This is a genomic window from Streptomyces sp. NBC_01450, assembly GCF_036227505.1.
Taxonomy (GTDB): Bacteria; Actinomycetota; Actinomycetes; order Streptomycetales; family Streptomycetaceae; genus Streptomyces.
Genome location: NZ_CP109481.1, coordinates 1,044,486 through 1,065,679 on the forward strand (window position 1 = coordinate 1,044,486; position 21,194 = coordinate 1,065,679).

Consider the following 21,194-nt stretch of genomic DNA (forward strand, 5'->3'; position numbering starts at 1 on the left):
CGTTGCGCTGGTCCGGCCTCAAGGCGTGGCAGGACGGCCGCCAGACGGACTTCGGAGGCCGTACGGGGGATGGCTGGTACTATAAGATCGGCACCGAGATCGAGCAAGGCTCGGTGGTGACAGTCTCGGTGGCACCTGAGGCGCGGCAGCGCGCCAGCCTGGGCTATGGCCAGGAAGAGGGCTACACGCCGGCCGCAGAGGTCACGTTCAACGCTTGCCCGGACTCCGATACGGCGTATTTCGGCGGCTTCTTCGTCTCCGGCGACGGCCGCTTCTGCCTTCCGCTCGATGTCCGGGTGGGCAAGGCCGCACTGCAAAGGATTGTGATCTCTCTGTTCAGCAGTGGCTGCCAAGCCTGACCGCCGCGCATAGCCGTGGCGTCGACTGTGGAGAACCGATGCTGTCCGACGCGCGCCCTGGTCCGTCGGGCAGCGAATTGCGAAGTTCACCGATCCTTCGACCGAGGACGGCCCGGAGAGCGCGGCCCGAAGCGACCAACGACCTGTGTCCGATGTGCAGCTTGATCAAACTTCCCTACGTTCTTCTCCGGGACCCGGCGAGCCCTTCGTACGATTGGCCCACCCAGGGGCGTCGGGTGTGGCTTTCAAACTTCTGCCGCTTGTGGCTTCCATCGATTGGCCGCCCGACGCCCCACGACGACTCGGCTGCCCATGAGGAATTGCGAATGATCGTTCCGTAGACACCTCAGGCATCCAACTCGTCAAGCCGCGCTTGTGTGGTGCTTGGGGAATCGAACACCATCGGTTCGTTGTCTTGGCTTGCGCGTGGATCTCTGATCGCGCAAGAGTTCGGCTGACGCGGAGTTCAAGGTTTGTTGCGGCAGGACGGGGACATACAGGTGTGCAGCACGGATCTGGCTGCCAAGGAGACGGCGATAACTCGATTCCTCCAGGACTACCCGCAGGCGGTTGAGGCTGGCTGTGGTCATCCCGCCCTCCGCGGGTGTGAGGATGTCCGCTGGTCCGAGTTCCCGGAGTGCCCGGCAGCGATCCCGGTGCTGTTGCACGGTCTTCTCGATCAGGCTGCCGCGCCAGAGGCCAAGCGCGTACTCACCAACTCCATTCTCAACAGCGTCAGGGAGATAAACCTGGCTGTGCCGACAGTGCTGCCGTTCCTGTTCCGTCTTGCAAGCGACCCGCAGGTTCCTGTGCAGTCTGGCCTGCTGGATCTACTGGTCTCGATCGCTGGATTCTCCGAGCCGATCGACGGACGCAACGAAGCTGTGGTGCGCTGGTTCGGCAGTGACAGCGATCATCCCGAGCGTGAACAGTGCCGGGCTGTGTTCACGGAGAACGCGAGCGTAGTGGCGATGTTGGCGGAGGAACTGACCCGTCCTGACGATCGAGCGAAGCTTCGGCAGGCTGCCGGACTCGTGTGAGCGCCCGCGTTCAGGCCGCTTCCACGACCGTGGGTGGTGATGCGGGGAAGGCGACGTCCTCGTCGAAGAGCTGTCCGTGCTGGAGGCAGTGGTAGAGCTGGCCGAGCATGCGGTTGAAGAGGTTGCGCTGGGCTGCAGCGTGCCAGTCGTCGTGGACATCGCGGCGGCGCCGGTAGTGGGCCTTGGCGCCAGGTGAGGCGGTGATGGCGGAGAAGGCCCAGAGGTAGCCGGCGTGGTTGAGCCGGTCATTCTTCACCCACCGGCGGGTGATGCACGACTTCTTCCCGGAGGCCCTGGTGATAGGCGAGGCACCGGCGTATGCCTTGAGGCCGCGGGCGTCGGTGAACCGGGCTCGGTCGTCTCCGATCTCGGCGAGCACCCGGGCGCCGAGCTGGATGCCGAGTCCGGGGAAGCTGAGGATGATCTCAGCGTCCGGGTGCTGAGGGAAAGCCTCTTCGACCGCCTCGGACAAGTCGTCGGCAGCGGTGCAGGCGGCCTCCAGCTGGACCAGGAGGGCGAGCATCTGCTTGCCGAGCGCATCCTCCACCAGCGGTGGCTGGTGGGCCCAGTCTGCACGGAAGACGTCCCGGAGCCGCTCGGCTTCAGCTTCGATGCCGCACTTGCGGCCAGCCCGTTTCAGGGCGGCCTGCAGCTGGGTGCGGGTCAGCCGCGTGGCCCGGGCCGGTGTGGGCGCGAGCTTGAGCAGTTCGTGGGCCTCGGGGCGGCAGAGAGCATTCTTCCAGCGCTCGAAGGCCGCCAGAGCAGCTGGGTAGTACTCGCGCAACAGGGATCGGAGCTGGTTGGAGATCTGCTGCCGGTTCCAGGTCATCGGAGTCGTTGGGCAACGCCCGGTGGGCGTGCATGTCGGTCCGCAGCACGTTGGCGAGGACCAGGGCGTCGCCCGGGTCGGACTTCTTGCGTGAGACGGAGGTCCGGTCGCGGTAACGGGCGGCGGCCATCGGGTTGATCGCGAATACCCGCCGCCTGCCGGTCCGAAGCACCGCCACCAGCAGGCCGCGGGACGTCTCGACCGCGACCGGGATCGGGTCCTCCTCGGTGTCGCCGTACTCGGCAAGCAGGTCGAGCAGGACCTTGTAGCCGGCCGCATCATCCGTGATGTGACGCTTGGCCAGTAGCTGGCCGCTGTCGTCGACCAGGGCGACGTCGTGCGTGCGTTCCGCCCAGTCAATGCCGCAGTAGATCAAGATGTTCCTCCCCTTGTTGCTGTTTGCGCTGGTCACGAGCTCATGCGGAACCACGCAGCGACCTAATCCCAGGACTCGGCCATGTTGGCCAGTCCGCCACCTCAGTAGCTGTTCGTGGCACCAGCTCATCCCACGGGCCTCGGTCTATGCGGGAGCTCAGACGGCTCGGGCATCACAAGAGGTCACCGTGCGACGGGCTCGCACCACCAACACCAACGAGTGATCATTGCGGTGGTGTTGACGAGCTCGAAGGCGCCGGATGCTGCCGCTCTCCCGCGAGGGGTTCTCCGGCCATGTCTCAATCAGGCATGCTTCCGGCGCCCACGAGTTCGGTGGTGGTTGCCGGGAGGACGCCGAGTAGCGCTCGATCTCCGTGGAGGCATCACTTGCCCGGATTACGGAAGGCGTCTTCCCGGGGCCGCCCGGCAACTACCACCACAGGCCCGTGCACCGATCTACGGAGAGGCTTCCTGCAGCCCGGGAATCGAAAGATGTCGCAACCCTGTACTCGAACAGACCGAAGGAATCGATCTCCTCCAGCACTGCCCTTAACAAGGGATTAGGGAATCGACAGCGAGGTCGTCCGTCGGGAGGCATCAGCAGCACACCGCGCGGAGGCACCACATGGCCGCGATCTGTGCCGGCATCGACGCGGGCAAGACCCATCACCACTGCGTCGCGATCGACGAGAGCGGCCGCCGGCTGCTGTCCCGACGCGTCGCCAACGACGAACCCGAACTGCTCGAACTCCTCACCGACGTCCTGGCCTTGGGCGACGAGGTGACCTGGGGAATCGACCTGGCCGACGGCGGAGCCGCCCTCGCCATCGCGGTCCTCCTCAACCACGACCAACCGGTGCTCTACCTCTCCGGCCGGGCCATCCACCGCGCGTCCGAGGGCTACCGCGGCGAGGGCAAGACCGACGCCAAGGATGCAGCGGTCACAGTGTGCCGGCTGCGGCTATTGCGGGCGGGCGTTGCCAGGGGTCGACCACACCTGAGATCGGCGTGGCCTGGTGTCGTGGGGCAGGCGGTCAGCGCCCAACTGCCCGCATCCAGTGAGGACGTTGGGGAGGACAGGTCTGCGTGCTCCTGTGCTCTGCCTCCATGCCGGTCTGCGCACCTCGCGGGCCGAAGGCAGAGAGTCGCACGACCGCGCCCGCCGGTTCCCGCGACCTTCATCGCCCTCGTGTGACAGGTCGCGTTCAGCGGTTGACTGTCCCGACATGGACGAAGAGCGCGGTGAGGACGGCCGCGAGAGTCATCGCCATCACAGCCGGGACCCCGAGAACTCGCCGGTCCGCGGGCCCCTGCTGATGGGCGAGTGTGAGCGCCACCCACGCCGCCTGCGTGAGTACGCCGCCAACCAAGGCGAGCAGCAGCGGCACGATGCCGTCCGGAATGGGCAAAGCGCTCGCCACGAAGGCTCCCGCGACCGGGCTCAAGCAGGCCAGCCCGATCCACGGAGCCACGCGCCGCCTCGGTTGCGCCCCCAGCAGAGCGGCCAGCGCCAGACCCTCGCTGGCCGCGTGCACGAGGAGCGCCGCCACCACGGCGACCGAGGCGGTCAGCGCCAGGGTCGACCCCTCCAGGAAGCGATGCAGAGCGAGCCCTGATGCCGCGCCGACGCCGCCCGCACGACCTGGCTTGCACGGGCAGCCGATACGGACCACGGCACCCATCACCCCGTACGAGACGAGCGCGGTGACCGGCACCGCCCACAGCGGCACGCCGGCCTCATGGGCCTCGTCCCACGCGTCGGGCAGAAGGTCGAGAACCGCAATGATCAGCAATATCCCTGACACGGCGGCCAGCAGCAGCGCCGACCGGCCGGATCCGCGCCGTGCCAGCCAGGCGCCCACCACAGTGGCCACAGCCACCAGCACCACGGCCACCAGCGTTCCGGTGGCGGGCAGCTGCCATCCGGTTGCGTCGTCAGTGTGCGCGCCTGCTGCGTAGAGCACGGAGGACATGTCCCCTCCCTCCGAGGGTGGCGGGCTTACGTGCGCAGTGCCCGGCCGGGGCGACGACGGTCCCGCCGTCCGGCACAAGGTCATGACCCCCGTGACAGGCCCCGAGGAACAGCGCGCACATAGCGGCCCCCGAACCGAGTCGGAACAACACGACCTTCAGCAGGCCCTCGCGAGCACAAGCGGTCAGCTGCGGTAGCAGTACGAATCCGAGGAGGCGTCGCCGCCTTGTAGGCGCGTCTGGTGCACGCGCAAGCCCAGGAAGTCCGGGCCGTGCGGGTAGAAGCGGCTGTCGACGGAGAGCCCGCCGTGTGAGGTGTCGGCGTCGAGTTTGACCATCCACGGGTCGATGCCCGCGGGATAGAACTGTGCGTCCCAGGTGCTGTACAAGGAGTTCGTCAGGTACACGCGCCGCCCATCGCGGCTGAGCTCGACCATCTGCGCTCCGCCGGTCAGTGGAGTGTCCGGTTCGGCGGGATGCGGCTGTCGGCTGACGATGCCGCCAAGACGCACGGACGCGGTCTGCCTCGGATGGAACGGGTCGCTCACGTCGTATTGGTGCAGATCACCGGTTCCCCATGTGGATACGTACAGCCATTGGTCGTCCACCGACAGGTCGATGTCGGTGATGAATGGGGGAACGGCGCCGAACGGCTGCAGCGCCGGAGGCAGGTCTTCCGTTTGTGCGGGCTCGGCAGGGATGGTGATCACCTTGCGGACCACGAAGTCCTCGCCCTCCCGGTTCCACAGCCACACCGACGCCGACAGGTCCTCGACGTTGACCACGGCGTGTGCGAACCCCCACGTTGCCTCCGGGTCGTGCGCGGGACGCAGCTCCAGCACCATCTGGTTCTCGTCCCCCAGATCGACGCGCTGCAGGTGCCGTCCGGAGTCCAGCTCCCAGAAGTGCAGCGAGTGGCCGTACTGGCGATCCAGCAGCAGTTCGGGGACGAGGCCGTCCTCGTACATCGAGGGGGTGCCCCACTCGCTGGTCACGGCGATGTTCTGGCGCAGATGCCACCAGAGGTCGTAGGCGAACCGCTGCGGTCCGCGGTCACTCTCCCAGGCGCGCAGCACTTCGAAGCTTTCGTGGTCCAGCAGCGCGACGCCGCCAGGCCCGTCCGCACCGTCCGCGCCGCCCAGGCAGGACAGGAACACCCCGTCGGGACCGCAGTGGAGTGTGTGCGGACGTGAATATTCGGCCTTGGCGGCCAACTCCTCGGACTCGACTACCTTGACCAGGCGCGGGCGGGCGGGATCGGGGCCGGTGTCGAAGATGTGCAGCCGGGAGGAGCGCAGTCCCGGGATGATGAGGTAGCGCCGCGCAGCGTGATGATGACCGGCATGGGCCAGCGCGCTCGAGCAGGCGTTCCAGCCGAAATGGTGCAGTTCGTTGCCCAGGCCGGGCAGCTCGGCGTGGGAGATCACGCGGCCGTATTCGGGGGATTCGAGGTCGGTACCGACGGTGAACAACGCGTCCGCGCGCCGTGCGGTCGGGTCGAAACCGACGACATAGGCGAGCTTCTCCGGGGGCGCGGCGACGGCATCCGCCGGAGTGCGGTACAAGGTGGGGTCACTGTGGTCGTCGCGGTCGTGAGCGTGCTCAGTCGCCCTCATGGCTGTTCCTTACTCCCGAACGGGAGCCTGGATCCGGGGGACTTCCGACAGGCAGCCGGACTCAATCGTTCGAGATCGATGTGCCGACGCGGGACAGATATGCCATAAAACCAGCGTTTCACAGTCCCGGAGCCTTGCCAAGCCGACAGCGCGGGAGCGCGGACCGCCTCGACGCGAGGCTCGCTTCAACTCACGTACCGCCCTACATGGCTCCCATGTGCCAGTGCTCGCCCGCGCCCTCGGTCTCGGGGAGGGTGATCAGGGTGTGCGGGCACGTCAGGGCGGCCTGGACGCGCTGGGGCTGGCCGTGGAAGAACTGGTCGTTCTCGGCGTCCTGTTCAACCCGGGCGAGGCTGGAGTAAGACTCGCAGGTGAGGGCCCTGTGGGCCACCCCGACGGCCCAACCGGCTCATCGCGATAGCCGGCTCTCGCGGCCGTGTCCCTGCATCAGCTGGAAACCCCGAAGCCACTGACCCAGGTGGCGCCACCGCCACCTCTTGCAGACAGTAAGAAACATGAACCGTCACCGACGCTCACCCGATCGAGCCCCATGGATCGCGGGCGGTGCCGCCGTGCTGATCGCCGGTGGCGTCGGCATTTGGGCGTTAGTGACGTCCGACCATGAAGCCCCTCGGCCCACGCCGTCGGGCATAACACAGCCCACGTCGACACGCACCCCGAGGCCCAAGCCGACAGCGACGGCTAGTCCCCGGCCATCGGCACCCTCAAGCAACCGGCCTCAGCCGACGCCCCACCAGACGGCGACGGCCCCCTCGTCCGGGCCGAAACCCAAGCCACCAGCAACACGGCTCCCCGTGCCCAAACGGTCGGCGACAGCAGTACCGAAGCCCACGCCGAAACCGCCTGTACCGTCCCTGCACACGCCCAAGCCGCCCACGCACACGCCCACGCCCACGCCCACGCAGCCTCCAACATCCAAACCACCGACAACAGCAACAGCAACAGCAACAGCACAGCCCATACCGACACTGACCGCACCGCTCCCGCCCAGGACCACACCGATACGGCCTTCTGCGCCCAAGTCGCCGACGACAACACCGAAGCCCGCACCAACGCCACCTACGCCCAAGTCCACGCCGCCCCCGCCGCCCCCGCCGCCCGTGTCGCCGTCGCCGTCGCCGTCGCCGTCGCCGTCGCCGACACGGTGGTACACGAGCGCGGCAGCGACGGCCGCTGCTCAGCGCATGGCGGCCGCTGGAGTGGTCGGCGATCCTGCCTGTTCGCTGGCGGCCGTCGGCAAGCCGGACCCGGCAATGCTTCCAAAGGGCCTCACGTCGGTCGGCGCCGGCCATGCCGGCAACTACTGGTGCCTGATCTGGTAGCGCCCTGGGTCCGGTCGTGCCGGGTGTCCTCGCGGCCAGAGCACACCACTCACGGAAACGGGGAGACATACCGGTCTCCTCTTCGCACCGTATGACGTCGGGGACCCACCGACTACCGGCCAGATCCATGGTCCCAGCCGGTGAGCTCCCAGGTGGTGTAGCCGAGGTTCAGGTGTCCCAGGCGGGACAGGCGGGTCACCTGGTCAACGAACGTTCCGGTGAACAGCCGCGCGCCGATACCTCGCCGTACCGGTCGACGTGCGCGAACACGATCTCTTGGTCCTTCGCGGCGCGGTTGCGCCAGGCCAGGACCTGCTCGGAGTCAGGCCCTCGAGGACCAGCTCCTGGTCGACGACATCGACCTGCGGCTCCTGTGCGGCGGACGGGGAGCAGGTAAGTCCGCTGCCGGAGTCGTGGCCGACTCGTCGATGGTGGGGCGCGCGTCCGCGGCTTGGGCGCCAGTGACACTCGCGGTTTGACTTCTCAGCAAGCTCGGATGTCCGTGTGTCATGACACCTGACCCCGGGGTGAACCGGTGCACTACGCCTACAGCAACCGCTGCGCACGAGTGTCCCTTGCCCCCATGCCGTCCAAAAAGCACCGGCGCAGTCGAAGTCGGGTGGCCAGGAGCAGGCGTGACTTTCCAGCCATGGAACCTGTGCAGACGTTTTCAGGACATTTACTGCTAGAGGTATGGCATGGGCAAGTCACGGTTCCGAAGGATGGAGACACACAATTCCCTGCCCGAAAGGTGAGTCATGCGCTACAAACCGGCGATCGCCATAGTCTTCACCGTCCTCTTCGCGGCACTGTCCAGCGGCAACGCGATCGCCGCTCCGACGGGGACACAAGCCCTGGAATGCCTTGAGAACTGGTCCGTGAGCAACGGCCAAGGCAGAGCAGCAGGAAAGTGGTGCTTCAACAACGGCGCCGGCAACGCCGTCGCCGTACGCGGCACGGTCACCGACACGAACGCCGACGGTCGATGCCCCTTCGTTCGTGTATACATCAACGGAGGCAGCTACCGTGACAGCGATTGGGCCGGCCCCAAGGGCGACTCCTCGCCAGTTACGGTAAACGCTCCATCAGGCTATTACTTCACGCGTCTCGAACTGAAATACATCAACTGCTGAGTCCCAGGTGGGCCCGGCACCAACGCTCAAGGTTCACAGGTCCGCCGCTTCGGTTGGTTTGCCAGGCGGGCCAAGCGGTCGCGGTGTTGTAGGCATCCAACTCGACAAGCCTCGCCCGCATCTCGTGGCTGCGAAGATAATTCGGACAGGACGCGGGACCGCAGCGACGTGCCCGGCGAGGTCAGGGGCGTTGGCCTCCCGGCCGTCGGCGCAAGGAAGCGCCGTCGGCCGGGAGCTCCCAGGCCCGCTCGGTCACCAGCGAGCCGATCGCGGTGCCCAGGTCCAGCGGCTCGCGCCCGCCGCGCCGGACGGCCGACCTCGTACGCGGCTTCGCCTTCACCGCGCGACCGCTGCCGCCGTTCTTGCGTGCCGCCTCCAGCGCGGCGCGCAGAGCGACCCGGGCCAGGTCGACGCCGGACACCTCGCCGCTCATGCCGACCCCCAGGGGGTGTAGCACAGGTTTAGGTGCCCGAGACGGGACAGGTGCCGCACCTTCGCCACGAACTCCCCTGATTCTCCAGGGCGTTCACCTGCTGCTGATGCGGCGGAAGGAGCTCCGTGTCCAACGTCCAGCCGTGCCCGGCCGCCTGACCGCGCTCGCACAGCGCCTCCAGCACCGACAGCGCCCTCTCCCAGTTCCTCGTCCCACTCCCCCAGCGTGTGCCCATGAACGCGTGCGCCGACCGTAGACGCCGGCACCGGTCCGGACAGCGCCAAGACGGGGAAGGCAAGCCCACCGGGTGACACCGGCCGCCACAGACATGCCGGGCGGGACGCCACCCGGTAAGACACTGCGGTACCGCAGGATCCGGCGGTACCGCAGGCGTCTGCTCGCGGCACCGACCGGGTCTTCTTTATCAGCCTGCGGAAGAAGCGTCGGGTCGCAATCTTGTCCCGCCGGTTCTGGACGGGGATGTCGAGTACGTTGCCGTCCTGGTCGACAGCCCGCCACAAATACTTCAGCTCCCCGTTGACCTTGATGAACACCTCGTCCAAGAGCCACTTGCCGCCGGGCCAGGACCGGCGGCGGCGCAGTTCGTTCGCGTAGGCCTGGCCGAACTCGGCGCACCAGCGACGCACCGTCTCGTGTCCACCTCGCGGAAGCTGAGCGGGAAAACGTGACAGCGCCTCGCTGTCCGATGCGTGTCAGAGCTCGCAGTCTCATCCTGAAGTGGCTGGATCTGAGTGGTTCACGGCCGGACCGATGCGATGCCGAAGTCCGCATGGTCGGCACTGTGGACAACGGACGCACAGTCCACTCGTAACAGATCACATCGGAAAGAGCGGACTCATGACCGACATCATCGCAGGGGTGGAAATTCCCGAGACCTCGGCCGTGGCGGAGGCCACGAGCCACCTCCGGGAAACGACCACGCCCCTGATCTTCCATCACTCCCGGCGTGTTTTTCTCTTCGCCTCCCTGCACGCGCGCGAGTTGGGCCTGCAGCCCGATCCCGAGCTGCTTTACATCTCCGCGATGTTCCACGACACCGGCCTCCTGACCCCGTTCTCCAAGGAGGAACAGCGTTTCGAGCTCGACGGCGCCGACCACGCGCGCAGGTTCCTGCTCGACCGTGGGTTCCCCAAGAGCGCCGCCGAAGTGGTCTGGACGGCGATCGCGCTGCACACGACGCCGGGGATTCCCGGCCGGATGGGCCCGGAGATCGCTGCCACCAACTACGGCGTTCTGACCGACGCGGTCGGCTGGGGCCTGGACGGACTGGAGGGCGACCAGGTGGACGAGATCGTCGCCGCTCATCCGCGCGGAAACTTTAAGAAGGAATTCGTACAGGCGTTCGTCGAGGGGCTCAAGGACCGTCCGGACACCACGTACGGGACCATCAATGCGGACTACCTGGAACGCTTCGTTCCCGGCTTCCACCGCACGTCCGTGATTGAGCGCATCACCGATGCGCCCTGGTCGCGGTGAGCCGACAGCAGTCCCGGGCGTGCCGATGACACCGCTCAGTTCCCTCCACGGACCTCGTCCTCTGGGACGACGCGCCGCCTTCACCGTTCTGACGGTCACCACCGTCGTGCCGATGGCGACTGCGAGTGCACCCTCGCCCTTCTGGACGGCCGACGGTGCCCTGTCCCTGGTGATCGCACGAGCGGTGCAGGGCGTCGCCACCGGAACCGCCATCAGTGGGCCGGCGGCCGGGCTGGTCGACTTCTCCCCGGCGAGACACCCGCAGGCAGGGACCACGGTGACGGCGGTCGGCGCAAGTGTGGGCCTGGCCGCCGGCGCCGCGGTGGTGGGGCTGCTGGTCCAGTCGGTCCCCCACCCCGACACCGACGTCTTCTCCGTCCTCACCCGGGTCTTCCCTGCTCCTCGCGGTGGCGATCTGGCCCATCCCCGAGACGGTGGCGTCACCGGTCGACGCCCCCGTCTCCCTCCGTCCCAGGGCGGGGTCCCCCCCAGGATTCCCGGCGCCGGTTTCTGGCCGCCGTACCCGCCCTCGTGGCGAGCTGGTCCGTCACGGGGCTGTTCCTCGCGCTCACCCCTTCAGTGGTCACCGGCGTTCTGCACGTCACCCAGGGAGCCGCGGGCGGACTCGACATCGCCGCGTTGTTCCTGGCCGGCGGCATGGGCGGCATGTGCGGTCATCGAGCAGTGGCCCCCGGCCGTGGAGGGGCCGGCACATGCGCGGCATAGTTGCAGTATGTCCAGTGATGGTTCTACGAGCTCCGCAGCTGGAGAGTGGGCCGTGCAACCGGGTGACGTCCTGGCAGTGCTCAGTGCCGACATGACGGTCTCCGTGTGGACCGGGGCCGCCGAGCGCCTATGGGGCTATTCGGCTGACCAAGCGCTCCATAGTCCCGCCAAGGGCCTGCTGGTTTCGGGTGCCCCGGAAATTCCCCATATCTTTGCCGGCAGCCCCTGGTCAGGTCGGGTGCGGATCCGCCGCTGCGACGGCCATGAGTCAGCTGCGGATCTTCGGGTCACTCCTCTGGACACTGACGGCGGCGCGGGTTGGCTCGTGTGGGGGCCGAACACATTTGGCCGGCCAGGCCTGGATCCGGCAGCGGTGGATGCGCTCCTTTACCACTCGCCGATCAGTCTGGTCATCTGGGACCGGGAATTGCGCTGTGTCTGGTTCAACGACAGCGTTCACAATCAGGACATCTACAGCTCCGAGCCGGAGCTGGGCGGCTATGTCACCGATGTGGTCCGCGCTCGTCATCCAGAGTTCCTGGAACGCGCTATGGCGCGCGTCTTGCACAACGGGGTGCCGCTCCTCGGGTACGAACTGTGGCCGACCGAGGCTCGCGCCCCCGACCGTTATTACCGTGTTGCCTTGATCCGTCTCGATGGACCGGACGGTCGACCACTGGGCGTCTGTTCTGTGGCTGTGCAGACCAGCACAGGGCAGGAAGTCGGAGGACTTCGTCTGCTCAACGAAGCGAAAAGCCGCATCGGCACAGATCTGGACCCGTTGGTCACCAGCCAGAGGCTGGCGGAGACAGCGGTACCGAACCTCGCCGACTACGTCACCATCGACCTCGTCGAGGCCGTGCCGCTGGACAAGGAGCCGTTGAGACGCCTCAAGTCCACCGATACGAGCATCCCTGGCTTCTACCGCGCCGGCGCCGCTTCCATCCACGACGATCTTCGCGAGTCTCTCTGGGCGCGCGGAACGCCGGTCTACGTTCCGCCGGCATCCCCTTTCACCACCGTGCTCAAAAATCGTAGGTCCTACTTCGAGCCTGTTCTCGACACCTCCCCCGGCACTTGGCTCGACAACGACCCGGATCGGGCCCAGGTCATTCGCCAGACCGGAATGCATTCCCTCATAATCGTCCCCCTGCAGGCCCGCGGTGCGACACTCGGCATCGCCGTTTTTGTGCGCAGCCAGAACCCGGTTCCGTTCAGCAGGGCAGACCTTGCTCTTGCCGAGGAACTCGCGGCCCGGGCCGCACTGATCATCGACAACGCCCTGCGATACACCCGAGAGCGAACCGCCGCGCTTGCGATACAACGCGCCCTGATACCGCACCACTTGTCGGGCGGCAGCACAGTCGAGGTGGCCACCCGCTACCTGCCCGCGGACACGCACGCCGGCGTCGGCGGCGACTGGTTCGACGTCATCCAACTGTCTGATGTCCGAGTGGCCTTGGTCGTGGGAGATGTTGTGGGTCACGGCATCAACGCGGCCGTGACCATGGGACACCTGCGCGCCACGACCCGTGCGCTCAGCAAGTTGGAATTGCCGCCCGCCGAATTGCTACATCTCATGGATGAACTCGCCGTCGACATCGCCCGTGACCGTTTCGACGACGGCACCTCCACACCATCGGCAGCCACCTGCCTCTACTGTGTGTACGACGCGAAATCTCAGCGATGCACCATGTCCAGTGCCGGCCATCCCCCACCCGCGATCATCTTCCCGGACGGATCGGTCGACTTCGCCGAGGTACCTCCAGGTGCACCCATCGGGGTGGGACTGGGCTCCTTCGAATCGACCGAGGTGAAGCTACCGGACAACAGCGTGATAGGGCTGTACAGCGACGGTCTGATCGAGACGGAGCACGACGTCGGCCGGGGACTGCAGCGGCTGCGCGCCGCTCTAGCCGGCCCCATTTCCAGTCTCGATGACCTATGCACATCGGTCGTCGACACCCTGGCCCCGGGCGGACCGATGGACGACGACATCGCCCTCCTTCTGGCCCGCACCCACCCCGCCGCTGACTAGAACGGCCACCACGCCCTGGTGATCGGCGCACTCACCTGCGAGGTGGCGCGCCGGGCCACGGGGCACACGCTCCGGGAGGGGTGCGAGGAGCAGGTGCGCGCGCCGTACGGCATGGACTTCTTCCTGAGGCTGCCCGAGTCCGAGGAGCCCCGCTTCCGCGCGGTCCAGCCGATGCTCCCCACCCCCGAGCAACAGGCCCTGCCGGCCGACCGGGCCGCACATGCTCACCTCGATCGCCTTCAGCACACATGCCCTCATCCTCGCCCCTCTCCCGCGGGTGTTGACGGGGTACCTCGTAGGTCTCCTTCCTGGCCTGGCCTGGTCAGGCTCCTACACCTGGACGCCGTCTACGTCACCGACGGCGGCGGCAAGGTCTCCGCGGCACGCAAGCTCATACACGGCGGCGAGCGCATCGCCGCGGTCGGCGGCGAGCTCGCCCTCGTGTTCCACCGGGAAGGTCGGGTCTGTTCCGTCGACACGGTCACAGATGGTCTGATCACCGCGTACCGCAGGGTCATCAATCCCGACAAACTCGTGCGCGTCTGAGCTGTCACGCCAGGAGGGGCTACCTCGTCTCCCTGCTGAGAACGCAAAGCCGGCGACAAGGGAATACGCGTGAGCAGGTGAGATCGATCATGCAGCACGGCATACATCCACCTGCGGCCGCTATGAGCCCTGGGCGCGAGCCGACCGTGCGCTCGGGCCGCCGCCCCTCCCCCTCCCCAGTAAGGACCTGTATGCAAGCCATCACTGTGCGGGACCGTAACGCTGGTCTTGCCGGGATGTCCCTGACGGACATGCCCTACCCCCATGCGGCCGAGAACGACGTCGTCGTGCAGGTGCACGCCGCCGGCTTCACCCCTGGCGAGCTGGACTGGCCCGCCACGTGGACCGATCGCGCCGGCCGCGACCGGACGCCGAGCGTGCCCGGGCACGAGCTGTCCGGTGTCGTCGTAGAGCTGGGGTACGGCACCACCGGCCTGAGCGTCGGACATCGGGTGTTCGGCCTGGCCGACTGGACCCGTAATGGCACGCTCGCCGAGTACACCGCGGTGGAGGCCCGCAGCCTCGCCCCGCTGCCGGCGGACATCGACCACACCGTGGCCGCCTCGCTGCCGGTCTCCGGGCTGACCGCCTGGCAGGGCCTGTTCGACCACGGCCGCCTCACCACAGGCAGCCGGATCTGGTGCTCACCTCTGTGATGCCTCGTAAGCCTCGCGGATGGCCGCAGGGATACGTCCACGATCATTTACCAGATAGCCGTTGGTGCGTGCCCAGAGGCGTATCGGCTCGTCTTCCGGACGGGGATCGAGCTTACGGGGTCCAGCAGACTTGCCGGGGCCTCTCCAGTCTCCCGAGGAGACCCCTTCCAGCCGGTCCGCTGCCTCTTGGAAGAAAGCGAACAACGAGGCGTATACGCCCTCCTCGGGACCGCATGCTTCAGTCCAAGTTCCGATGGTTCCGTCGAGCGTGTCCAGAAACGTCCCGTAGAGACCGTCGCGCTCCGCGGCGATTGGCACCCACTCACGACGCCAGAACGGATGGTCGAGGTCGGTGGACGGCTGCATCTCCTCCAAGCCCATCTGACTGAGGTAGACCCGCTGAATATCCGTCAGGCCAAGAAGGAGATGGCCGCCGGGGACGGCTGCTACCTCGCACCCCAACGCCACCAGACACGATTGGCCATCGGGTTGCCTGCCGGCATCGATGTCGTTCGCCAGCAGCCACTGCCACATCTCCCCTGGCAGCTTCAGACCCATGTGCAGTTCGGCTTCGCTAATGGCCGCATGGCTCCCCGGGCCGCCGAGCGCAGCGAGAGCTTCAGGGTCGTTCCGTTCAAGCCACGCGGTTACCCGGCCCCACGCCTCTCGTACGTTTCCTGCCTCGTGCATCGGAGTTTCGCTCACGTGTGATCGCCACCCAGGCAGGATGCGCACATCCGTGGAACACGCCCACCGATATCGCTGGCTCGCAGGGAGCTTTGCCCGGTCTCCCGGACTGTGAAGTTGTCCTCTTGGCGAGGCGACGACCGCTGATGACCCATTGGAGAACCGTATGCGGGACCACTGACAGTGACTGACGCGGAACGCGTTTCTGCCACAACCCGCGGGCTGCGTGCTGACGGCAACAGGAATTCGCCCTGATCCGTGCCGGACCGTGCGTCGGCCACATTCTGCGGTCCGGGGGCTGTCGGCGGTCAGTGGTGCATGAGCAGCATGATGACCGTTCCCAGGGCCATCGATCCGTCCCAGAAGTGGCCGAAGGGCTCCGCGATGCGGGTGGAGATGCGTTCGGCGTTCGAAGTTCTGCGTAGCGCGGGCATGTCACGGGTCAGTGACCGAAGAGCGCACACAAGGAGGTACAGCGACAGAGCTCCGACGACCGCGTTGCCTGCCGTCGATTCCCCTGCGGAGTGACCGAGATGCGTGGCCTGGTGCGCCGCTGGGAGACCTTCGGCCAAGGTCTCGTGCGAGGGGAAAGCCATGGAGTGCGTCATCCAGGCCATCGCGGCCATGCCGGCCGTGTACTGCAGCCTCTGTGCGGTCGCCGTCAGTGCCGACTTCTCGCAGCGGCTGACGGCACTCAGCGGAAACCACACTGCTGCGGCTGCGAACAAGGCCGTCAGCGGCGCCTCCGGCAGCATGCGCCCCCAGGTCCAAGGCATCATCGCCATAGTCAGAGCCATGGCGGTGTGCAGGAAATGGTCAACTCGACTGCGCCACCCGGCACTCCGCGACAGGACGCCATGCCGCAGCGCGCGGATGGCCGCTGCCGCGAACAACGCTGTCAGCATGCTGTACACAACATCAGTGGCGCTCATGCCTCATTGCGCCCTTTCCCGGAGCAGACGAGCTCCGTTCGGACCCGGACTGTGCGAGTAAGCGGCAGGTCAGTCGGTGGGTCGCGGGGCGCGCAGGTGAGCCCGCTTCTCGAACTCCTCTTCGTCGACCATCGTGAGCATCGGCTGGCCAGGCGCGCACTTCATGAACACGATGTACTTGGCCGGCGCGTCCGACAGGGCGTTGCCGTTCTGGTAGCGGATCACGTCACCGCCCGGCTCCCAGAACGTCTCACCGGCCTTGATCACGCGCTCCGGCTCACCCTCGAGCTCCCACCGGAGCTCGCCTTCGATCACGCAGCCGAAGCACGGCCCCGTGTGGCGGTGCGGAGGCGTCCCGGGGTCACCGGGAGGCCACTCGACGAGGACGGACATCCCCGAAGCACCCTCGGGAATGAAACGCGGCTTGACATCCGCCAACATCGCGGGACCGAACTCGTCCGCTGAGTCCATCTCATGCACTGTGCCAGCTCCGTAAGGCGTGCCCGGATTGGACGTTCTCGCGTCGGCAATTCCGGGCTCAATCAGCTTTTTTCACGGTGAAGACACAGCACGGCCGGCATCGGTGTCCCGCCGTCTGCCTTCTGCCGTCCGTCTTCTGCCGTCCGTCTTCTGCCGTCTGTCTTCTGCCTCTGCGCAGAGTCTCGAGACCACCCCGCCTCTTGCCGGCCTCCACAATCCGGGAGGCCGCGGCAACGAGACCGCGGCCCGTACTCTCGTTCGACGGCGGCCTCGGGGAAAACACGGTCGATCCTCGATAAGTACCGTCGCGTGGTCGAGCGCGGGTGGCCGGCACCCGAAGTCCCTCTCTCCGCCGGCCGGGGCGACACGGAGACGGATCATGTGCGTGCGGCCGGGCCGGACGCCCTGACACTCAGCCGAACTGGCCCACTTGGTAACTGCCGGCGGGCTCCTGGTTGATGATGTTGATGCGGTTGTAGCTGTTGATGACGGCGATGAGGGAGATCAGCGCGACGAGCTGGTCCTCATCGAAGTGCTTGGCGGCGCTCGCCCAGGCCTCGTCCGTGACCCCGCCGGCCGCGTCCGCGATCCGGGTACCCTGCTCGGCCAGCTCCAGTGCGGCACGCTCGGCCTCGGTGAAGACCGTCGCCTCCCGCCAGGCGGCGACCAGGTTGAGCCTCACCGAGGTCTCCCCGGCGTGGGCCGCGTCCTTGGTGTGCATGTCGGTGCAGAAACCGCAACCGTTGATCTGGCTGGCGCGGATCTCCACCAGATGCTGAATGGCGGTCGGCAGCGTCGAGTCCGACAACACCTTGCTGACCGAGTAGAAGTGCTTCAGCACCTTGGCCGCCAGGCCATTGCCGTAGTAGTTGAGACGCGCATCCACAGGTCCTCCTAGCAGCGTCGGCGTTACGCACTACTGACCGCGCAACCCGGCAAGGTGTGACACCGAGACGCTGTGTGCTGTGAGTCTCCGCGACCACGTCATCGCCGTACTGACGGCACCCTCGACGCGGCCGGTATGTTCGCCCGGACGGCACGGTCTTGTGAAACTTCCCCCCATGCCATCTGTGTCGGTGAGCCAGCCGCGCGCGACCTGGCGTCTCGCCTTCGACCGCCAATGCCTCCGCAACCGTGCAGCTCTTCGGCGCGGAGCAGCAGCATGACGGTCTGCAGATACATGCCGAGGTCGGACCATTGGGACCGGCCCATGTTGCGGTCGATGTAGCAGAACAGGGCAGCGGGCGCGCCGAAACACTCCCAGTTCGCGGACGCGGCCCTCTGGCGCGCCTCCAGGTCGACCGCCCCTGACCGCGCAGCCTCCCGCACGGAGAGGAGTCCTTGGAGCAAGCACGGGCCGACCGCGAGGATGGTCAACTGTGCACGGACGTGGTTCTCGGCACCTACAACGTCACCCACCACCTGAAGATCGCCGGGCGCCTGGACCAGCTGTTCACCGAGGACGCCCCCACGCTGATCCACACCACCTCGCGCGGCTATCCCCGGGCGGTCAACAACCTCGCCCCGCAGACCCTCGTCGCCGCGTTCGCCACCGGCAAGAACCTCGTCGACGAGGCGGCCGCCCGCGCGTCGGTGGGCGAGGTGGTCGGCGACTGAGTGGCAGGCGTTCTCCGTCGACGCTTTGCGCACCGCCCATATTTCGCTCGCGACGTCCGCCCTGGCACATCTACGGTTTCAGTGTGTCCGCCACAACAGCGCTGCCGCCGGCCTTGGCCGAGGAACTCCTGCATCCCGTCCTTCCCGCTGCGTCCGTCGGGGAGATCGTTCTGCGTACTGGCGGGGAGCTGAGCACAGTCTTCGAGATCCGGTTCGCCGGGGCGGCCGAGCCGGTCGTCATCAAGATCTATGACGATCAATGGCGCTGGAAACAGGAGAAGGAGACCTACGTCTACCAGCTGCTTCAGCAGCACGGTGTCGGGCCGGTGCCTGCCGTGCTGCACCGTGGGCACGCCGACAACGCGCTCGGGCGCTGCTACACGGTGATGACGATGCTCAGGGGCCAGCCGTTGTCCGCCGTCAGCCACGCCCTCGACAGGGCATCGTTGCGGGAGATCTACCGTCAGATCGGGGGCTGCATGGCTGCAGTCCACCAGATCCCGCAGGGCGCCTACGGATACCTCACCACGAGGGTTCTGGATCCCGAGCCGACGAACACCGCCTATATGACACGGCAGTTCCACAAGAACCTCAGGGAGTACGCCGATCACGGTGGCGATGCGGCGCTCGCGAGGGCCATCGAGGCGATGGTCGCTCGGCAGACTGGGCTGCTCGGCGCGTGCCGGCATGCCGTGCTGTGCCACAACGACTTCCACGAGGGCAACGTCCTGGTCGCCGAGGATGGCGGCGGATGGCAGGTCAGCGGCTTCATCGACGTGGAGAACGCGATCGCCGCGGATCCGCTGATGGACGTGGCCAAGACCGACTACTACTCCGTCCACGACGACCAGGACAAGCGCGAAGCGCTCTGCGACGGCTACGGCACGCTGCCCGCCGACTGGAGCGAGCGGGTCGGCCTCTACCGCCTCTACCACGCTCTGGAGCTGTGGGATTGGTTCGCCTCCATCGGCAACACGGCGCCGCTGGAGGGCATCACCGACGACATGCGGCGGATGACGGCCTGATCTTGGGTACAAAGTCATCGACCGCTCCCGTAGAGCCCCAGCTCAAAGGAGCTGTCCCATAGATCTGACGCTGACCCGGTAATGACATCGCCACGATGGCACGGCTACGGCATTTCACTCGGATGCGGCACGGCGAACGCTCGGGAAGCCAGATCCCGTCAAGCCCAACCAGGGTGATCAGTCAACAAACTCCATCTCCGGGTACTGGTTTGACGGCCCGTCCAGCAGTTGGCCACACCGCCCACGCAACCAGTGGTCGAAATACGCTGACACGTAGGCTTCATTGGTATGGATCGCCGTAGCCGGATCGATCGTGCCGATGTTCTCCGTCCGGGTAGCCGGCGGCAGGCCTAGCTGCGGGAGCAGCGCTTCCGCGTCCGTGAACGACGCATGCTCCGAACCGCGCAACGTGAGCTGGCGCGTCCAGCTGGGCGTGTGGGCGCGGAACGCCTGCCAGCCGGGGCCGGTGTCCGTAATTCCGTCCTTGCCCATCAGCAGGAACGGTCGTGCGAGCCCGTGTTCGGCCACTGGCATGAGCGTGCCGTCGTAGTTGGTCAGGTTGCCGTCCATGTCGATGCCGGCGCTGATCCGCGGGTCGGCATCCATGGCCGTGGCCGCGGCCGAGCCTCCCAACGAGTGACCAAACATGCCGATTTTGGATAAATTGAGCGCTCCGGCGAGGCCGTTCGGCAGTCGTTGGCCGTCCACGTCAGGGTTCTGGCCGGCGTTCAGCAGGCCCAACTGGTCCAGTACGAAACTGGTGTCAGTGGTCCGGACGGCGAGGGACTTTTTGATGAACGCGTCAGGGTCCGTCGGCGTGACCATGGTGGCCAGCGAACCGTTGGGGAACTGGACTTCCGGGGATTCGTAGGTGTTGTCGATGGTGACCACGACGTAGCCCCGGCTGGCGAGATCCGCTACCAGCGTGGCGCCCCAGGTTCGGGGCTCGCCCAGCCCTGGGGAATAGATCAGCACCGGCCGCTTCCCGTCCCCGTCGGCAACCGGAGCGCCCTGTACCACGTGCGTGACGGTGGCCGCCCAGTTCACCTGCCCGGTCGGCAGGTTCATCCCGAGGTAGTCGTTGGTGGTCACCGAGTCGAAGTGCGCTGCCGCGCTGGGAAGCATGTATGGCGCGGCAGGGTGGCCCGCTGCATGCGTCGTGGGGTAGTACACGCTGACCATCAGCTCGCGGTAGTTCTGACCGGTCTGCCATGGATCGGGGCGGGAGTGGTCCACGAGGTGCAGAGGCACTTCGCTGACCTTGTACCGGCCAGTGGGGCTGGGCAGACTCAGCTGGGCCGGGTGCGCGGCTGGGGCAACTGCTGTGGCGGCCTCAGCGGGCAGAACGGCGGCCAGAGTGCTGATCGTTATGGCCGCGCAGGTGACTGCGGCCCGCAGGCCGCGACGCCGGTTGGTTCGTTGCTTGATCGGCTGTTCCTTCGTCATGTGAGCTAATGCTGCAAGCCACGAGCTGTCCGCACCATGGGGATGCCCCCCATTTCGGTGCACAGTCATCCCTTAAGGGTTTACTCGCGGCCGGCCCTCTCCCTCTCCAGAGCAGGGTTTCCGCGCCCCCACCGCTCGATCCGGTCGGCGCGGCACTGCACGAGCAGCAGGCACAGGTCGCCGGACGGAAACGGGCCCTGACCCGGAACCTTGGACACGGGTTATGCGGCTGGGGCCAGGTCAGTTGATGTTGTGCGGCTTGAAGGGCAGCGTGTGGGGCGGGCGGGAAGTCGACGTTGAGCAGGATCTGGCCGCTGGGGTCGGGGTAGGCGGCATCAAGAAGGGCTCCGGCCTGATTCATCACAGCGACAGGGGCAGTCGACCCGGGGTGCGGGGCTTCGCTGCCCCGATACACGCGACCGCGGAGACGGCCGGCCCGTCCACG

General features: G+C 66.9%; 15 protein-coding genes and 8 pseudogenes. 11 read left to right on the plus strand and 12 right to left on the minus strand.

What is annotated here, in order from left to right; all coding sequences use genetic code 11:
• The first annotated feature begins 2 nt into the window (after positions 1 to 2).
• Positions 3 to 359: a hypothetical protein gene (locus tag OG568_RS53290; RefSeq protein WP_329537288.1), complete on the plus strand. Its 357-nt coding sequence runs from the start codon at positions 3 to 5 to the stop codon at positions 357 to 359.
• Positions 360 to 859: 500 nt separating this feature from the next.
• The gene (locus tag OG568_RS53295; protein ID WP_329537289.1) at positions 860 to 1,399 is read left to right on the plus strand and encodes a hypothetical protein; all 540 of its coding nucleotides are present in this window, start codon (positions 860 to 862) and stop codon (positions 1,397 to 1,399) included.
• A gap of 10 nt (positions 1,400 to 1,409) precedes the next feature.
• Here OG568_RS53295 and OG568_RS53300 read toward each other — a convergent pair.
• Positions 1,410 to 2,604, minus strand: a pseudogene (locus OG568_RS53300) (IS110 family transposase).
• Positions 2,605 to 3,228: 624 nt separating this feature from the next.
• Here OG568_RS53300 and OG568_RS53305 point away from each other — a divergent pair.
• Positions 3,229 to 3,573, plus strand: a pseudogene (locus OG568_RS53305) (IS110 family transposase); the annotation flags it as partial.
• Between the two features lie 235 nt (positions 3,574 to 3,808).
• Here the strand turns inward: OG568_RS53305 and OG568_RS53310 are convergent.
• The 3 genes from OG568_RS53310 to OG568_RS53320 all read right to left on the minus strand — a co-directional run bounded on the left by OG568_RS53310 (position 3,809) and on the right by OG568_RS53320 (position 6,581).
• Positions 3,809 to 4,576, minus strand: a complete 768-nt coding sequence (locus OG568_RS53310; protein ID WP_329537290.1) for a hypothetical protein — start codon at positions 4,574 to 4,576, stop codon at positions 3,809 to 3,811.
• Between the two features lie 183 nt (positions 4,577 to 4,759).
• Positions 4,760 to 6,190 (minus strand): selenium-binding protein SBP56-related protein, encoded by a 1,431-nt coding sequence (locus tag OG568_RS53315; protein WP_329537291.1) that lies wholly within the window; start codon positions 6,188 to 6,190, stop codon positions 4,760 to 4,762.
• A 202-nt stretch (positions 6,191 to 6,392) separates the two neighbouring features.
• The gene (locus OG568_RS53320) at positions 6,393 to 6,581 is read right to left on the minus strand and encodes a hypothetical protein (protein WP_443077944.1); all 189 of its coding nucleotides are present in this window, start codon (positions 6,579 to 6,581) and stop codon (positions 6,393 to 6,395) included.
• A gap of 1,710 nt (positions 6,582 to 8,291) precedes the next feature.
• Between OG568_RS53320 and OG568_RS53325 the strand changes: the two genes are divergently transcribed.
• A complete protein-coding gene (locus OG568_RS53325; protein WP_329537292.1) occupies positions 8,292 to 8,666 on the plus strand; it encodes a hypothetical protein in 375 nt (124 codons plus the stop codon).
• A gap of 181 nt (positions 8,667 to 8,847) precedes the next feature.
• On the opposite strand, the gene OG568_RS53330 is transcribed toward OG568_RS53325, so the two are convergent.
• Positions 8,848 to 9,099, minus strand: coding sequence for a hypothetical protein (locus tag OG568_RS53330; protein ID WP_329537293.1), 252 nt, complete (start codon positions 9,097 to 9,099; stop codon positions 8,848 to 8,850).
• Between the two features lie 398 nt (positions 9,100 to 9,497).
• Positions 9,498 to 9,755: pseudogene (locus OG568_RS53335) on the minus strand (DDE-type integrase/transposase/recombinase); the annotation flags it as partial.
• Positions 9,756 to 9,957: 202 nt separating this feature from the next.
• Between OG568_RS53335 and OG568_RS53340 the strand changes: the two are divergent.
• The 5 genes and pseudogenes from OG568_RS53340 to OG568_RS53360 all read left to right on the plus strand — a co-directional run.
• Positions 9,958 to 10,596: an HD domain-containing protein gene (locus OG568_RS53340; RefSeq protein ID WP_329537294.1), complete on the plus strand. Its 639-nt coding sequence runs from the start codon at positions 9,958 to 9,960 to the stop codon at positions 10,594 to 10,596.
• An 817-nt stretch (positions 10,597 to 11,413) separates the two neighbouring features.
• Positions 11,414 to 13,360, plus strand: a complete 1,947-nt coding sequence (locus tag OG568_RS53345) for a SpoIIE family protein phosphatase (protein ID WP_329537296.1) — start codon at positions 11,414 to 11,416, stop codon at positions 13,358 to 13,360.
• Positions 13,361 to 13,363: 3 nt separating this feature from the next.
• A pseudogene (locus OG568_RS53350) lies at positions 13,364 to 13,610 on the plus strand (EstA family serine hydrolase); the annotation flags it as partial.
• Between the two features lie 65 nt (positions 13,611 to 13,675).
• Positions 13,676 to 13,906: pseudogene (locus OG568_RS53355) on the plus strand (RNA polymerase subunit sigma-24); the annotation flags it as partial.
• Between the two features lie 191 nt (positions 13,907 to 14,097).
• Positions 14,098 to 14,544 (plus strand): annotated as a pseudogene (locus OG568_RS53360) (alcohol dehydrogenase catalytic domain-containing protein); the annotation flags it as partial.
• 6 nt (positions 14,545 to 14,550) lie between these two features.
• Here OG568_RS53360 and OG568_RS53365 read toward each other — a convergent pair.
• The 5 genes and pseudogenes from OG568_RS53365 to OG568_RS61915 all read right to left on the minus strand — a co-directional run.
• Positions 14,551 to 15,267, minus strand: coding sequence for an Lsr2 family DNA-binding protein (locus tag OG568_RS53365; RefSeq protein WP_329537297.1), 717 nt, complete (start codon positions 15,265 to 15,267; stop codon positions 14,551 to 14,553).
• A 290-nt stretch (positions 15,268 to 15,557) separates the two neighbouring features.
• Positions 15,558 to 16,154, minus strand: coding sequence for a DUF5134 domain-containing protein (locus OG568_RS53370; RefSeq protein ID WP_329537299.1), 597 nt, complete (start codon positions 16,152 to 16,154; stop codon positions 15,558 to 15,560).
• A 96-nt stretch (positions 16,155 to 16,250) separates the two neighbouring features.
• Positions 16,251 to 16,652 carry a cupin domain-containing protein gene (locus OG568_RS53375; protein WP_329537300.1) on the minus strand — a complete coding sequence of 134 codons (402 nt, stop codon included), beginning with the start codon at positions 16,650 to 16,652 and terminating at the stop codon, positions 16,251 to 16,253.
• A 421-nt stretch (positions 16,653 to 17,073) separates the two neighbouring features.
• Complete coding sequence (locus OG568_RS53380; RefSeq protein ID WP_329537301.1) at positions 17,074 to 17,547, minus strand: carboxymuconolactone decarboxylase family protein; 474 nt, start codon at positions 17,545 to 17,547, stop codon at positions 17,074 to 17,076.
• A gap of 164 nt (positions 17,548 to 17,711) precedes the next feature.
• Positions 17,712 to 17,960: pseudogene (locus OG568_RS61915) on the minus strand (hypothetical protein); the annotation flags it as partial.
• 84 nt (positions 17,961 to 18,044) lie between these two features.
• Between OG568_RS61915 and OG568_RS53390 the strand changes: the two are divergent.
• Positions 18,045 to 18,278, plus strand: a pseudogene (locus OG568_RS53390) (ExeA family protein); the annotation flags it as partial.
• A gap of 83 nt (positions 18,279 to 18,361) precedes the next feature.
• A complete protein-coding gene (locus tag OG568_RS53395; protein ID WP_329537303.1) occupies positions 18,362 to 19,303 on the plus strand; it encodes a phosphotransferase family protein in 942 nt (313 codons plus the stop codon).
• Positions 19,304 to 19,480: 177 nt separating this feature from the next.
• On the opposite strand, the gene OG568_RS53400 is transcribed toward OG568_RS53395, so the two are convergent.
• A complete protein-coding gene (locus OG568_RS53400) occupies positions 19,481 to 20,749 on the minus strand; it encodes an alpha/beta hydrolase family protein (RefSeq protein WP_329537305.1) in 1,269 nt (422 codons plus the stop codon).
• Positions 20,750 to 21,194 lie beyond the last annotated feature (445 nt).